This is a genomic window from Micromonospora sp. GCM10011542, assembly GCF_042650685.1.
In the GTDB taxonomy this organism is placed as follows: domain Bacteria; phylum Actinomycetota; class Actinomycetes; order Mycobacteriales; family Micromonosporaceae; genus Micromonospora.
Map to the genome: position 1 here is coordinate 13,602 of NZ_JBHSBO010000061.1, position 15,154 is coordinate 28,755.

Below are 15,154 nucleotides of genomic sequence, written 5' to 3' on the forward strand. Positions count from 1 at the left end.
CTCGTCCGTACGCGGGTCAGCGCCCGAACAGGATGTCCTGCACGTCCTTCAGAGCCGCGTCCACCTCGGCCTCGAAGTAGCCACCGGGGACCAGACCGAACCGAAGCGTGTCGAGGTCCTTCGGGTTGACCGGCATCGGGTTGCGGCCCTGCATGCCACCGAGCAGGGTGTCGAAGAACCGGTCCACCTGATCCGGGTCGTAGCCGCTGCCGAAGCGGCGCACCTGGAAGCTGCGGCGGATCTGGTCGACCCGGTACAGGTCGCTGCCGGGCGGACCGGCCATCGGCGGGCCACCCATCGGGGGGCCGCCGACCGGCGGGCCGGGCAGCGCGGGCGGGCCGGCCATCGGCGGCGGGCCACCCATGCCCTGCTGGGGCATCGGGGGCGGGCCGGCCGGACCACGGCGCATGTCGCGCAGGTCCCGCTCGGGCATCCGGATCTCGGCGGTCATGTCGGTGCGGCCGTGCCGACCGGCCTCGAAGCCGTCGAAGCGCGGCTCCTCCGGCGGGTAGCCGCCGGGCGTGCGCTGGTCCAGACCGTACCCACCGGGCGCGCGCTGCTCGTCCTGCCCGTAGCCGCCGGGCGCACGCTGCTCCTCGGGGCCGTAACCACCGGGCGCGCGCTGGTCGTCGGGGCCGTAACCGCCGGGGCCGGCGGGCAGGCCACGGGGGTGACCGCCCATCGGTCCGGCCGGGCCCATCGGGCCGCCGGGGCCGGGACCACCCGGGCCGCGCGGCGCGTCGTATCCGCTCCGGGGGGCGTCGTAGCCACCGGCGAAGGCGCCGGTCGGCTCGTCGTAGCGGCCGTAGCGGTCGGCGGGCGGGCCGGCCTGCGCCGGCATCGGTCGGGGCGGCATCGGCTGAGGCACCGGCGACATGCCGCGGTCGTCGCGCATCGGCGGACCCATCCGGTCCGGCGGGCCCATCCGGTCACCGGCTCGAAGGTCGCCGCGCCCGGCCGGACCGCGCTCCTCCAGCTCGGCCAGCTGCCGCTCGACGCGGTCCAGGTGCAGGTCGACCTGCCACTCGTCGTAGCCGTTGAACCGGACCCGGAAGACGACGTCGTGGACCTCCTGGGAGGCCACCGGCGCGCCGACCTGCCGGCCATCCAGCGTCGCCTCGACCCGGTCGAGGAAGGCGTCCACCTCGTCGACCTTGTATCCCCGGCGGAGCGCCTTCCGCCGGAAACGCTGACCCTGACTCGCCACTATGTCTCCTGGTTTCGTGCGCCACGCCCGGTCACGCCGGTGCCTCTCCGGCGCGGTCGGTGTCGCTGTCGGTGTCCTCGGCGGCGGCGAGCTGGCCACACGCGCCGTCGATCTCGCGACCTCGGGTGTCCCGCACGGTGGTGGACACCCCGGCGTCGCGCAACCGCCGGACGAACTCCCGCTCGACCGGCTTCGGGCTGGCGTCCCAACGGCTGCCCGGCGTCGGATTGAGCGGAATGAGGTTCACGTGGGCCAACTTGCCGGCCAGCAGCCGGCCGAGCAGGTCGGCTCGCCACGGCTGGTCGTTCACGTCCTTGATCATTGCGTACTCGATCGACACGCGACGGCCCGTCCGGGCGGCGTAGTCCCACGCTGCGTCCAGCACCTCGGCTACCTTCCAGCGCTGGTTGACCGGCACGAGTTCGTCGCGCAGATCATCATCGGGGGCGTGCAACGACAGCGCAAGGGTCACTGAGAGGTCTTCGCTGGCCAGTCGGCGGATGGCCGGAACCAGGCCGACCGTGGAAACGGTGATGTGCCGCTGGGAGAGGCCGAGCCCCTCCGGGGCCGGGGTGACCAGGCGCCGGATGGCGGCGATCACCCGGGAGTAGTTGGCCAGTGGCTCGCCCATGCCCATGAAGACGACGTGCGACAGCCGCGGCGGGGAACCGGCGACGGCACCGGAGGCGGCCACGCCCGCCAGGTACACCGCCTGGTCGACGATCTCGGCGGTGGACAGGTTGCGGGTCAGCCCGGCCTGGCCGGTGGCGCAGAACGGGCAGGCCATTCCGCAGCCGGCCTGGCTGGAGATGCAGACCGTGACCCGGTCCGGGTAGCCCATCAGCACGCTCTCCACCAGCGAACCGTCGTGCAGCCGCCAGAGCGCCTTGCGGGTGGCGCCGTCGTCGCAGGCCAGCTCGCGCACCGGGTTGAGCAGCGTGGGCAGCAGCCGCTCGGCGAGCCGCTCGCGGGTCGCCGCGGGCAGGTCCGTCATCGCCTGCGGGTCGCGGACCAGCCGGCCGAAGTAGTGGGTGGAGATCTGCTTGGCCCGGAACGCCGGCTCACCCAACTCGGCGACCAGCGCCTGGCGACCGGCCAGGTCGAGGTCGGCGAGATGCTGCGGTGGCATGGAGGCCCGGCGTGCGGCGGGGGCGTCCGGGGCGGTGGGGATCAGCGGCAGGCTCGTCATGGCTGGTCCAGTCTGTCACGCCGGCGGCGGGACGCACCCGTCCGGAGGTGCCGAACGGGCCACGACCTCCGGTTGGAGACGGCCGGGCCGGCGTGATCCATGCCTCACTTCACCACCGGCACGAAGATCGCCAACAGCAGGTACGCGGTCGGCACCGCGAACAGGATCGAGTCCAACCGGTCCATCAGGCCGCCGTGCCCGGGCAGCAGGTTGCTCATGTCCTTGACCCCGAGGTCCCGCTTGATCATCGACTCGGCCAGGTCACCGAGGACCGCCGCGACCGAGACCGCCACCCCGAACAGCGCGCCCCACCAGGGGGCCACGTCGAACATCAGCCAGATCAGCAGGGCGCTGCCCAGCGCCGCCGCGGTCACCGAGCCGGCGAAGCCCTCCCACGACTTCTTCGGACTCACCGACGGTGCCATCGGGTGGCGGCCAAAGGAGACGCCGGCCGCGTACCCGCCGGTGTCGGAGAGGACCACCGCGACCAGGGTGGCCAGGATGCGCAACGGACCGTCGTCCGGCGCCGCGGCCAGCAGCGCCGCGAACCCGCCCAGGAACGGCACGTAGACGGCGATCAGGGTGGCCGCGGTGAGATCCCGCTGGAAGCCGCCCGGACCGTCGCCCAACCGCCAGATCATCGTGCCCAGCACGGTGACCAGCAGGCCCAGGCTCAGCGCGTCCGGGCCGGCGAACCAGGCCAGCCCCACGGTCAGCACACCGCCGGCGACCAACGGCACCAGCGGCGGGTGGGCGCCACTGCGCCGGACCGCCCGGGCCATCTCCCAGATGCCGACGCCCACCGCGGCGGCGACCACGACCAAAAACGCCGGCGGGTACAGGAACAGCGGCACCACGATCAGCGCGCCGAGACCCAGGCCGACCCCGATGGCGGCCGGCAGGTTGCGGCCGGCCCGGCCACTCGGGGCCTGCTGGGTGGCGGGCCGGTCGGCGCTGGCCCGACGCCGACCCCGGGACCGCCGGCCCGTCGGGCGCTCCGGCTCGGCCGACGGCTCCGGCGCCGGCTCGTCCCGGATCGGCGCGAGCTGGGCGGTCGGGTAGGCGTCGTCGTATCCGCCGGGAATGGGGCCGGTCTGCCGCTCACGGTCGTCGTACCGGCCGGCGTCCCCGGGTTGGCCCGGATCGTCGTGGCGGCGAGCGTCAAGGTGGCGGCGCGGGTCGTCGTACCGGTCGGCGTGGCCCGGGTCGTCGTACCGATCCGGCCGGTTGCGGCCGTCGTCGTACCGCGGGTCGTCGAAGCGGTCGTAGCGGTCCCGGTCGTCGTAGCCGGCCGACCGGTCCCGGTCGTCGTGGCGCACGGGCCGGTCCCGTTGGTCGTAGCCGGGCTCGGCGTACGGGTCGGGGTGTGGACGGGTGCGCGGCTCGGCGTACAGCTCAGGGCCGGCGCCGGAACGGCGACTCCACTGCCCCGGTTCGAGCTCCGGCTCGGTCCAGGGCAGGGCCGCCGGGCGTTCCGGCCGGTCCCAGCCGCGCGGCTCAGGACCGCCGTAGGGGTCGGGGTGGGACATCACGCACCGCGACGCGGCACGAGTACCACCACATGACGCAAGACCACAAGCATCCCCTACACGCGCGACTTGGTTCCTCCAGTGGACCGACCCGACGGGCGGTCGATTCCCGGTGTTCACCGCCCGGTGGTCGGGAATCCTGCCGAGCCTACTGCACCCGTCCCGGGGGCGAGGTGGACGAGGGCCGGCACCGGCACCCGTCCCCGCCCACGGGTGGCGCGACAGGGGTCGACCAACCTTCCGGACCGCTCCCGCGCCGACAGCCGATCCCAATGGCACCTATCCGACTCCGCCGCCGGGCGAACGGGTGATGACCCGCGGTACCCGCCGGTGGTCGGCTGTCGGTGCATCGGCGCCCGCCGGGGCGTTCCACGGTGAAGGGAGCGGTTCCTGCGCAGAATCAGCCTGGCGGTGCTGACGATCGCCGCCATGGTCCTGACGGCGGCCCCACCGGCCGCCGCGGCGACGCGGGACGCCAGCATCAGGATCGACCATCGCACCAGTACGTCGGAACGACCCTGACCGAGACCACACGGAACGTCCGGATCCCGCGCTGACGGTATGACGCGAGGCCCGTCCCCGGTGGGGGCGGGCCTCGCGTCAGCAAGCACGTCCGGCGGTCCTCAGACCTCCAGCAGCTCGGTCTCCTTGTGCTTGACCAGGTCGTCGACGCCGGCCACGTAACGCTGGGTCAGGTCGTCCAGTTCCTTTTCGGCACGGCGGCCCTCGTCCTCGCCGGCCTCGCCGTCCTTGACGATGCGGTCCAGCTCCTCCTTGCCGCGGCGGCGGATGTTGCGGATCGCCACCTTGGCCTCCTCACCCTTGTGCCGGGCGACCTTGATCATGTCGCGGCGGCGCTCCTCGGTCATCTGCGGGAGCAGGATGCGCAGCTGGTTGCCCTCGTTGTTGGGGTTCACGCCGAGGTCCGAGTCGCGGATCGCCTTCTCCATCGCGTTGATCTGCGAGTTGTCGTACGGCTTGATGATGGCCATCCGCGGCTCGGGGATCGCGACGGACGCCATCTGGGTCAGCGGCGTGGGGGTGCCGTAGTAGTCGATGATGATCTTGGAGAACATGGCGGGGTTGGCGCGACCGGTGCGGATGGCGCCGAACTCCTCCTTGGCGTGCTCGACCGCACGCTCCATCTTCTCCTCGGCCTCGAGGAGGGTGTCGTCGATCACCGGTCTCCTCGCCTCCTTCTGTGCTCGTCGTGGGCTCTGCTGAAAGTCGTCAGGACCGCTGCCGCCGTCGCCGGAGGCGAGGGCGCTCAGGCGGTGATCAGGGTGCCGATCTTGTCGCCACCCACCGCGCGGATGATGGTGTCGTCACCCTGCGCGCCGAAGACCAGCATCGGCAGGCCGTTCTCCATGCAGAGGCTGAACGCCGCCGCGTCGGCCACCCGCAGGTTGCGGCGCAGCACCTCGGAGAAGGTGATCGAGTCGAACTTGCTGGCGGTGGGGTCGAGCCGGGGGTCGGCGGTGTAGACGCCGTCCACGCCGTTCTTGCTCATCAGCACCACGTCGGCGCGGATCTCCAGCGCCCGCTGGGCGGCGACCGTGTCGGTGGAGAAGTACGGCATGCCGGCGCCCGCCCCGAAGATGACCACCCGGCCCTTCTCCAGGTGCCGGATGGCGCGCAGCGGGATGTACGGCTCGGCGACCTGGGCCATCGTGATGGCGCTCTGCACCCGGGTCTCGATGCCCTCCTTCTCCAGGAAGTCCTGGAGAGCGAGGCAGTTCATCACCGTGCCGAGCATGCCCATGTAGTCGGCGCGCGCCCGGTCCATCCCGCGCTTCTGCAGCTCGGCGCCGCGGAAGAAGTTGCCGCCGCCGACCACCACGGAGACCTGCACGCCGCGGCGGACCACGGTGGCGATCTGCCGCGCGATGGCCTGGACGACGTCGGGGTCGACACCGATCGCGCCGCCGCCGAACACCTCGCCGGAGAGCTTCAGCACCACCCGCCGGGCCCGCCCGGGCGGTGGAGCCGTCGGATCGTCCATCGCCAGACTCCGATCACTCACAACCTGCGTCATCCGCCCCGCCCCTCCCCGAGCGCACGCCCCGTGCGCCGCGTACCGCGAACCTGCCGCTGCCGACCCTATGTGACGAGGAGGCCGCGGTGCCTGTCACGTACACCGGCGGCCTCCTCGTCGACGTCTTTCCTGCCCACGGGCGCATCAACGCCCGGTGGCGGCTCAGGCCTGGCCGACCTCGAACCGCACGAAGCGGGTGACCTCGATGCCGGCCTCGGCCAGCAGCTGCTTCACCGACTTCTTGTTGTCGGCCACGGACGCCTGCTCGATCAGGACGTAGTCCTTGAAGAAGGCGTTGACCCGACCCTCGACGATCTTCGGCAGGGCCGCCTCGGGCTTGTTCTCCTCGCGGGCGGTCTGCTCGGCGATGCGCCGCTCGGAGTCGACCACCTCGGCCGGGACCTCGTCGCGGGTGAGGTACTTCGGCCGCATCGCGGCGATCTGCATGGCGACACCACGGGCATCCGCGTCACCGGCCTCGTCCGACTTGCCGGTGTACTCCACCAGCACGCCCACGGCCGGGGGCAGGTCCTGGCTCTTGCGGTGCAGGTAGACCGCGGTGGTGCCCTCAAGCTTGGCGAAGCGGTTGAGCACCAGCTTCTCGCCGATCTTGGCGGACTGCTCCTGGATCAGGTCGGCGACGCTCTTGCCGTTCAGCTCGCTGGCGAGCAGCTCCTCGGCGCTGTTCACGCCGGTGCGCTCGCCGTGCTCGACCAGCTGCTGGGCCAGCGCGATGAACGCATCGGTCTTGGCCACGAAGTCGGTCTCGCAGTTGAGCTCGAGCAGCGCCTTGCCGGAGTGCGCGACGAGGCCGTTGGCGGCCGTACGGCCGGCCCGCTTGCCCACGTCCTTGGCGCCCTTGACGCGCAGGATCTCGATGGCCTTGTCGAAGTCGCCCTCGGCCTCGGTCAGCGCCTTCTTGCTGTCCATCATGCCGGCGCCGGTGAGGTCGCGGAGCTTCTTGACGTCCGCGGCGGTGAATTGGGACATGGCTCTCTCTTCGATGTTGAGACGGCGTGTGGATGGTCAGAGGTGCCGGTTACCCGGATCCGGGCCGATTGTGCCCGGCGTACCCGCCGCTCCCCGCCGTGTGGAAAAACAGACGGCGGGGAGCGACGGTGCGGTCACTCCGCGGCGGCGGTCGCCGGCTGCTCGGTGGTGGCGGTCGCCGGCTGCTCGGTGGTGGCGGTCGCCGGCTGCTCGGTGGTGGCGGCCGGCGCCGGCTGCTCGGCCGGGGCGGCCGACTCGTCGGCCTTCTTCGGCTCCTCGAGCAGCTCGCGCTCCCACTCGGTCAGCGGCTCGTCGGTCGCGACACCCGGCTCCGGCTTCTCGTCGGTGCCCCGGCGACGGCCGGAGCGGGCGATCAGACCGTCCGCGACGGCGGCGGCGACGACCCGGGTCAGCAGCTCGGCCGAGCGGATCGCGTCGTCGTTGCCCGGGATCGGGAAGTCGACCTCGTCCGGGTCGCAGTTGGTGTCCAGCACCGCGATCACCGGGATGCCCAGCTTGCGGGCCTCGTCGACGGCGATGTGCTCCTTCTTGGTGTCGACGATCCAGACCGCGGCCGGCAGCTTCTGCATGTCCCGCAGACCACCCAGGGTGCGGGTCAGCTTGATCTTCTCGCGGGAGAGCTGCAGGGTCTCCTTCTTGGTGTACCCGGCGGCGGTGCCGCTCAGGTCACCCAGGGCCTCCAGCTCCTTCATCCGCTGAAGGCGCTTGTACACCGTCTGGAAGTTGGTCAGCATGCCACCGAGCCAGCGGTGGTTGACGTACGGCTGGCCGACGCGGGTCGCCTGCTCGGAGATCGCCTCCTGAGCCTGCTTCTTGGTGCCGACGAAGAGGATGCTGCCACCCTCGGCGACGGTCCCACGCACGAACTCGTACGCCTTCTCGATGTAGTCGAGGGTCTGGCGCAGGTCGATGATGTAGATGCCGTTGCGCTCGGTCATGATGAAGCGCTTCATCTTCGGGTTCCAGCGCCGGGTCTGGTGCCCGAAGTGGACACCGCTCTCCAGCAGCTGGCGCATGGTCACGACGGCCATGGTGGGGTACTCCTCAAGATCCCTGGTTGTCACGCCCGGCCGGTGGCCGGGCGTCCTGGCGCCGGGTCGCCGGCCATGGTGTTCCCGATCAAGATCGGGACCAGGGAGGCCGTCGCTCCACGACGATTCGTGGAGAGGGCGCGCGAGGTCGACCGCACGAGGCGGTCGCCAGTCGACCAGTGTACGCGCCTCCCCGACCCCACGACCCCCGGGTACGCGCGCCCCGCCGCGCGGAGGTGCGGGGTGATCGACTCGGGTTCGTGGAAGTCGGGGCATCCCGCGACCGGGACACCCCGACTTCACGGAAGTCGAGTCGATCACCCCGCGCCTGACACGGCAGGCCGCGGAGGTCCGCAGGTGCTGGCCGGCGGCCAGCGCGGGTGCTAGCCGGCGGCCAGCGCGGGTGCTAGCCGGCGGCCAGCGCGGCGGCGACGAAGAGCACCAGACCGACGGTCAGGTAGGCCGTCGGTGGGCGCAGCCAGCCCCGCCCGTTGTCGGAGAGCGCCAGACCACCGGTACGCAGCCCGTACAGCCCGGTCGCGAAGATCGGCAGCCCGGCGACCAGGAAGATGCCGACCACCACGTTCCCGGCCGAGAGCGGATCGCCGGTCAGCCCGGCCACCAGCACCCGCAGCGCCGGGATCTCGAAGACCAGCACCAGCACGGCGAAGAGCACGGCCAGCGCCGGGCGGCGGGTCCGGTAGACGCCGTCGGCGGCCGGTGGCCGGATTCCGTCCGCCAGGTACGGCGCCTCCCCCGGCGCCAGGTCGACCCGGGGACCGATCGGCGGCATCGGCCCGGTCGGCATCTCCAGCGGATGCGGCGCGTCGGCGGTACGGGCGGGCTCGACGATCGGGTAGCCGCCCAGTGGCGCGGGCCGAGTCGGGTCGGCACCCCGGTCGGCCAGCGCACCGGACGGCGGGTCGCCCGCGGCCTCCCGGGTCAGCGGTACGCCGGTCGGCGACGCGGCCGACTCCCGGGCGGCGCGACGCCCGGGCAGCTCACCCGAGATCTCGCTCGGGTCCCGATCCGCCCGCCGCGAGCGGCCCGCCCGGTAACCGTCGTCCTCCGACCGAACGTCCCCCAGCGGGTCGACCGCGCCGATTCGTCCCGAGTCCGGCTCGGCTGTGCCGGACCGGGCCGGCGGGGCGTCCACGGCCCCGAACCGACCGGAGTCCGGTTCACCGAGCCGGTCGGGCACCGCCGCGAACCGGCCCGAGTCGCCCTCGGTGCTGCCCAACTGCCCCGGGTCGGTGCTGAACCGCGCCGACTCCCGACGCCGCCCCACGCCGGTGTCCTCGCCGTAGCGGCTCTCCTCGGCGCTGCGCTGAGCCGGGACGTCGTCGTCCCGGTACCGCGGTTCACCAGCGCCGCGCCACTCCGGCTCGCCGTAGCCGCGACCCCGCTCGTCGGGATACCAGCGCGACTCCTGATCTTCGGGAAAGCTCCGTCGTCCGTCCACGTCCGGCACCGTATGCGACCGGCTGCGCGCGCGCCATTCGCCTGGCCAACCGCCGTCCGCCGCCGCGTCAGGGCGTCGAGGGCGAGCCGGCAAGCGCGTCCAGTTCCCGCGACGAGATCGGATCGCAGGTCGTCGTGCGCGGGACCGAGCGCATGCGCCGGGTCACGCCACACCTGCGGCGGGTACGCGTGGACCGGCCCCTGCCGCAGCGCCGCCGGCTCCAGGCCGGGACGACGGCTACGCCCTCGCCCCGCCCACCCGGTCCGCCACCCGGACGAAGCGGTGACGCCACGGGCGGCGGTGCGGGAAGGGGGGCCCTAGGCTGGGGCAGTGCCAGCTGACAGCGGGTCCACGGACGTCGGTGGGCCGGTGCACGCCGAGCGGACGGCGGCCCGGCCGCGATGAGCGGGTCGGCCCGCGGCACCCGCGCCGCCCACCAGGAGCTGCCGCCGCCGATGCGCGCGGCGGTGGACGACTTCGCCGACCACCTGTCCCGGGTGCGCAACCGGTCGGCGCACACCGTGCGGGCGTACGTCACCGATCTGGTCTCGCTGCTCGACCACGCCGTACGGATGGGCTGCGTCGACCTGGCCGACCTCGATCTGTCGGTGCTGCGCAGCTGGCTGGCCCGGCAGCGGACCACTGGCGCGGCGCGCACCTCACTGGCCCGCCGGGCCGCGTCCGCACGGGCGTTCAGCGGCTGGGCGCACCGGACGGGTCTGCTCCCCGCCGACGTGGGCGCCGCCCTGGCGAGCCCGCGCGCACACCGGGAGTTGCCCACCGTCCTGCGTGCCGACCAGGCCGCCGCGCTGGTGGAGGCTCCGGCGCTGCGAACACCAGCCCAACCGGAATCGACGGGGACCGCAGCGGACGCCGCCAGCGGGACGGTGACGCCCGAGGAGGCGGAAGCGGTGCCGCTGCGGGATCGGGCGCTGCTGGAACTGCTCTACGCCACCGGCGTCCGGATCAGCGAGGCGTGTGGGCTGGACGTCGCGGACGTCGACCACGGCCGCCGGGTGATCCGGGTGTTCGGCAAGGGCGGGCGGGAGCGCTCGGTGCCGTACGGGCTGCCCGCGCAGCGGGCGCTGGACGACTGGCTGCGCCGGGGCCGGCCGGCGCTGGTCGGCGCCCGCTCGGGCGAGGCGCTGCTGCTCGGCGCCCGCGGTGGCCGGCTCAACCCGACCACCGCCCGCCGGATCGTCGGCGGGTACGCCGAGGCCGCCGGGCTACCGCGGACCAGCCCGCACGGCCTGCGCCACTCCGCCGCGACCCACCTGCTGGAGGGCGGTGCGGACCTGCGGGCCGTGCAGGAGATGCTCGGCCACTCGTCCCTGGCCAGCACCCAGATCTACACCCACGTCTCGGTGGAGCGGCTGCGTGCCGCCTACCGCCAGGCCCACCCCCGCGCCTGACCGCGGGCGGCCCCACCTTCGCGGCCCGGGACGCGGCGCCGACCCCCGGTGCCGACCGGCACCCGCCGGCCTCACCCCGCGCCTCCGGCGAACCGTCGGGTGATGATCGACCGACGGTTACGATCATCGGGTGAGCGTCCCGCAGCCACCCGAGCCGATCCCGGGCGCCCGACTGCTCTTCTCCCTCGATCCGGCGGTCAGCCATCTCAACCACGGCTCGTTCGGGGCGGTACCGGTCGGTGTGCAGCGGGCCCAGCAGCGCCTCCGCGACGAGATGGAGGCCAACCCGCTGCGGTTCTTCACGCAGGGGTTGGTCGACCGGATCGCGCACACCCGTCGGCACCTCGCCACCTTCCTCGGCGCCGACCCGGACGGCAGCGCCCTGGTCGGCAACGCCACCACCGGTGTGGCGGTGGTGTTGCAGTCGCTGGGTCTGCGCCCGGGCGACGAGGTGCTCAGCACCGACCACGGGTACGGGGCGGTGAGCCTGGCCGTCGCGCGGGAGTGTCGCCGGACTGGTGCGGTGAGTCGGGTCCTGCCGGTGCCGCTGGCCGCCACCGACGAGGAGGTCGTACAGATCGTCCGCACCGGCCTGCGGCCCGGCCGGACCCGACTGCTCGTGGTCGACCAGCTCAGCTCGGCCACCGCCCGACTCTTCCCGGCCGCCGCCATCGTCGGCGTGGCCCGCGAGCACGGGGTGCCGGTGCTGGTGGACGCGGCCCACGCTCCGGGGATGCTGCCCACCACGGTGGCCAGCATCGGCGCCGACTTCTGGGTGGGCAACCTACACAAGTGGGGGTACGCCCCGCGCGGCACCGCGCTGCTGGCGGTGGCGCCGCCGTGGCGCGACCGGATCGAGCCGCTGGTGGTCTCCTGGGAGCAGGAGGCGGGCTTCCCCGCCCGGATCGAGTGGCAGGCCACCCTCGACTACACCTCCTGGCTGGCCGCCCCGGCGGGCCTGTTCACGCTGCGTAGTCTCGGCGCGGACCGGGTGCGGGCGCACAACGCCGCGCTGGCCGCGTACGGGCAGCGGGTGCTGGGGGACGCGCTCGGGGTGCCCCCCACCGACCTGCCCGACCCGGGCGGGCCCGGGGTGGCCATGCGGATCATCCCGTTGCCGTCCGGCATGGCCGCCACCACCGAGGCGGCGCAGGCGCTGCGTGGGCGGATCGCCGACCGACTCGCCGCCGAGGTGGCGGTGACGAGCTGGAACGGGCAGGGCTGGCTCCGGCTCTCCGGCCAGGTCTACAACTCCGCCGACGAGTACCAGCGGCTGGCCACGCGGCTGCCCGCCTTGCTCGCCCAACGCTGACCGGGCAGCCGAGCGTCCCCCAGCCGGCTTGGGTGCGGTAGTTCCCGCTCACCGCATCGACCAGCGCGGCGTCGACGGCGGCAGCCGAGGCGGCCCTCAGGGCGGCGGCGCGTCGACCGGGTACAGCCGCACCGGACCGAGGCCGAGCAGGGCCAGCGGGTCGAGGTAGGCGGTGCCACGGCGCAGGCCCCAGTGCAGGCAGGCCGTGGCGGGGCAGCCGGGGTGCCCCGGCAGCAGCGCACCCAGCGGCGCACCGGCGGTGGCCGACTGGCCGGCGCGTACCCCCGGTGCCAACGGCTCGTAGGTGGTCCGCAGCCCGTCGGCGTGGCCCACGGTGACCACCGGCCGACCGGCGACCGGCCCGGCGAAGAGCACCGTGCCGGCCCGGCGCTGCGGATCACCGCCCCGGCTGTGACCGCCAGGTCCACGCCGCGATGACCGGCCAGCCACGGTTGCGGCGGCGGGTCGAAGGCGCGGACCGGGCGCGGCGCCCCGTCGACCGGCCAGCGGAACCGCCCGCGCGGGACCACGTCGGCCCGGTGCTCCGCCGGCACCCGCCCGACCATCGACCGGCCCGCACCGCCCGGCGCGGCCCGTACCGACGGCACCAGCACCCCCGGCGCTCCACGGCGAGGCAGCACGACCGACGCCACCGGGCCAGGCAGCACAGCACGCGCCACCGGGTCGGGCAGCACCACCCGCGCCGCCGGGTCAGGCAGCACCACCCGCGCCGCCGGAACGGGCAGCAGGGCGAGCACCACCGGCCGAGGCGGAACAGCGTGCGGGACCGCGGCCAGCACCGCCGTGCCAAAGAGCTGGCCGGTCAGCGCGAGCGGGCTGACGACCCAGAGCACCAGCGTGCGGCGGACCTCATCGGGCGGCGGGACGGAAGGCGGTCGCATGACGACAGCCTGCGACCACGCCCGCGACGGCCACCACCCCGACGGCGTCCGCTGTGGACAACCGCCGGACCTGTGGACAACGGCCATCGCGCCCGATGATCTGCTATGCGCAAGGGTCCCGGCACCGGCCTAGGGTGGGCCGATGAGCGGAGACTGGTACGCCTGGCACGACGACTACGACCGGCCGGGATCGTCGTTGGCCCGCCGGCTGACCGAGGTGCAGGCGCAGGTCCGCGCAGCCCTGGACCAGGCCCCGGCCGGCCCGCTGCGGGTGGTCAGCCTCTGCGCCGGCCAGGGCCGCGACCTGATCCCGGTGCTCGCCGGACACCCCCGCCGCGACGACGTGACCGCTCGCCTGGTGGAGCTCGATCCGCGCAACGCCGAGGTGGCCACGGCGGCGGCGCAGGCGGCCGGGCTCACCGGCGTGCAGGTGGTCGTCGGCGACGCGGCGGCCACCGACGCGTACGCCGATCTGGTCCCGGCCGATCTCGTGCTGCTCTGCGGGGTGTTCGGCAACGTGTCGGACGACGACGTGCGGGCAATCGTCGGGTACAGCGCCGCGCTCTGCGCGAGCGGCGGCACGGTGTTCTGGACCCGGCACCGCCGGGAACCTGATCTGGTGCCGGCCATCTGCGGGTGGTTCGCGCAGGAGGGGTTCGCGCCGGTGGCCGTCAGCAGCCCGGCGGACGGGGTCGGCGTCGGCGTACACCGTCATGTGGGCCGTCCCCGTCCGCTGCCGGCGGGGGTGACCATGTTCCGCTTCCTCCCCCGCTGACCCGCGGCTCCGCCCCGCCCTAGGCTGGGGACACGCACGGCGGACCGCCGCCGTCCGGACCGGGGAGGTCGGCATGACCAGTGTGGACGACCGGACGCCACGAGCGGACCAGGGCGACCGGATGCCAGGCTCCGGCGGCATCCCGACGCTGGCCGACGTGAGCGGGCCGTCCCGGCTCGCCGCTTCGGACGAGGCGATCAGCGCCGAGGAGTTGCAGCTCGCCGCGCGCAACCACGGCATCCCGCTGGAGGCGCTGCGCTACGACGTCACCCCGGCCGGGCTGCACTACCTGCTCATCCACTACGACATCCCGGAGCTGGACGCGGCCACGCACGCGCTGACCGTGGACGGCGCGGTGGAGCGACCGTTGACCGTCAGCCTGGCCGAGCTGCGCGAGCGGCCCCGGGTCACCCACCGGGTCACCCTGGAGTGCGCCGGCAACGGACGGGCCCTGCTGCACCCCCGGCCGGTGAGCCAGCCCTGGCTGGTGGAGGCGGTGGGCAACGCCGAGTGGACCGGTACGCCGCTGGCGCCGCTGCTGCGCGAGGCGGGCATCGGGCCGGACGCCGTCGACGTGGTGTTCACCGGCGCGGACCACGGCGTCGAGCGCGGGGTGGAGCAGGACTACCAGCGGGCGCTGCCGGTGGCCGACGCGCTGCGGGAGGAGGTGCTGCTGGCGTACGAGATGAACGGCGCTCCCCTGCTGCCGCAGCACGGCGCTCCGCTGCGGCTGATCGTGCCCGGCTGGTACGGCATGGCGCACGTGAAGTGGCTGCGCTCGGTGCAGGTGCGGACCGAGCCGTTCGAGGGCTACCAGAACGCGGTGGCCTACCGGGTGCGTCGCGACGCCGACGACCCGGGTGTGCCGGTGACCCGGATCGAGCCGCGCGCGCTGGTCCGGCCGCCCGGGTTCCCCGACTTCATGTCCCGCCGCCGGGTGCTGCGGCCGGGACCATGCACGCTGGACGGTCGGGCCTGGTCCGGGCACGCTCCCGTGGTCGCGGTCGAGGTGACCGTCGACGGCGGGGCGACCTGGGCGCCGGCGGAGCTGGACCCGCCCGGTGGGGGCGACTTCACCTGGCGGCGGTGGCGCCACGAGTGGACCGCGACGCCGGGACGGTACGTGCTCGGTGCGCGGGCGACCGACGCGTCCGGACGGACCCAGCCCGTGGAGCAGCCGTGGAACCGGGGCGGGTTCGCCAACAACCTGGTGCAGCGGGTGGAGGTCGTGGTGCCCGCCGAGTGACCGGCGGCTACGCCACGGGTGGGGGGCCCGTGGCGTGGCCGGA

At 74.0% G+C, this 15,154-nt stretch carries 11 protein-coding genes and 2 pseudogenes; 4 read left to right on the forward strand and 9 right to left on the reverse strand.

Features of this window, described 5'->3' with window-relative positions; genetic code table 11:
- Positions 1-16: 16 nt before the first annotated feature.
- The 8 genes and pseudogenes from ACFOW4_RS25520 to ACFOW4_RS25555 all read right to left on the reverse strand — a co-directional run bounded on the left by ACFOW4_RS25520 (position 17) and on the right by ACFOW4_RS25555 (position 9,501).
- Complete coding sequence (locus ACFOW4_RS25520; protein WP_377532199.1) at positions 17-1,207, reverse strand: DivIVA domain-containing protein; 1,191 nt, start codon at positions 1,205-1,207, stop codon at positions 17-19.
- Between the two features lie 31 nt (positions 1,208-1,238).
- Positions 1,239-2,396: a 23S rRNA (adenine(2503)-C(2))-methyltransferase RlmN gene (gene rlmN, locus ACFOW4_RS25525; RefSeq protein WP_377532202.1), complete on the reverse strand. Its 1,158-nt coding sequence runs from the start codon at positions 2,394-2,396 to the stop codon at positions 1,239-1,241.
- A gap of 104 nt (positions 2,397-2,500) precedes the next feature.
- On the reverse strand, positions 2,501-3,925 hold the full coding sequence (locus ACFOW4_RS25530; RefSeq protein ID WP_377532205.1) for a phosphatidate cytidylyltransferase: 1,425 nt from the start codon (positions 3,923-3,925) through the stop codon (positions 2,501-2,503).
- Positions 3,926-4,548: 623 nt separating this feature from the next.
- On the reverse strand, positions 4,549-5,106 hold the full coding sequence (gene frr, locus ACFOW4_RS25535) for a ribosome recycling factor (protein WP_377532208.1): 558 nt from the start codon (positions 5,104-5,106) through the stop codon (positions 4,549-4,551).
- Positions 5,107-5,192: 86 nt separating this feature from the next.
- The gene (gene pyrH, locus ACFOW4_RS25540) at positions 5,193-5,927 is read right to left on the reverse strand and encodes a UMP kinase (RefSeq protein WP_377532211.1); all 735 of its coding nucleotides are present in this window, start codon (positions 5,925-5,927) and stop codon (positions 5,193-5,195) included.
- A 195-nt stretch (positions 5,928-6,122) separates the two neighbouring features.
- Entirely contained in the window at positions 6,123-6,950 is an 828-nt protein-coding gene (gene tsf, locus ACFOW4_RS25545; protein ID WP_377532214.1) for a translation elongation factor Ts, read from the reverse strand.
- Positions 6,951-7,084: 134 nt separating this feature from the next.
- The gene (rpsB, locus tag ACFOW4_RS25550) at positions 7,085-8,002 is read right to left on the reverse strand and encodes a 30S ribosomal protein S2 (protein ID WP_377532217.1); all 918 of its coding nucleotides are present in this window, start codon (positions 8,000-8,002) and stop codon (positions 7,085-7,087) included.
- 406 nt (positions 8,003-8,408) lie between these two features.
- Positions 8,409-9,501: pseudogene (locus ACFOW4_RS25555) on the reverse strand (hypothetical protein).
- 364 nt (positions 9,502-9,865) lie between these two features.
- Here ACFOW4_RS25555 and ACFOW4_RS25560 point away from each other — a divergent pair.
- Positions 9,866-10,876: a tyrosine recombinase XerC gene (locus tag ACFOW4_RS25560; RefSeq protein WP_377532220.1), complete on the forward strand. Its 1,011-nt coding sequence runs from the start codon at positions 9,866-9,868 to the stop codon at positions 10,874-10,876.
- A gap of 130 nt (positions 10,877-11,006) precedes the next feature.
- The gene (locus tag ACFOW4_RS25565) at positions 11,007-12,188 is read left to right on the forward strand and encodes an aminotransferase class V-fold PLP-dependent enzyme (RefSeq protein ID WP_377532223.1); all 1,182 of its coding nucleotides are present in this window, start codon (positions 11,007-11,009) and stop codon (positions 12,186-12,188) included.
- Positions 12,189-12,284: 96 nt separating this feature from the next.
- On the opposite strand, the pseudogene ACFOW4_RS25570 reads toward ACFOW4_RS25565, so the two are convergent.
- Positions 12,285-12,910 (reverse strand): annotated as a pseudogene (locus ACFOW4_RS25570) (murein hydrolase activator EnvC family protein).
- 322 nt (positions 12,911-13,232) lie between these two features.
- Here ACFOW4_RS25570 and ACFOW4_RS25575 point away from each other — a divergent pair.
- Together ACFOW4_RS25575 and ACFOW4_RS25580 are read left to right on the forward strand one after the other, a co-directional pair.
- A complete protein-coding gene (locus ACFOW4_RS25575) occupies positions 13,233-13,865 on the forward strand; it encodes a class I SAM-dependent methyltransferase family protein (RefSeq protein ID WP_377532225.1) in 633 nt (210 codons plus the stop codon).
- A 73-nt stretch (positions 13,866-13,938) separates the two neighbouring features.
- Positions 13,939-15,111 carry a sulfite oxidase gene (locus ACFOW4_RS25580; RefSeq protein WP_377532228.1) on the forward strand — a complete coding sequence of 391 codons (1,173 nt, stop codon included), beginning with the start codon at positions 13,939-13,941 and terminating at the stop codon, positions 15,109-15,111.
- Positions 15,112-15,154: the final 43 nt, after the last annotated feature.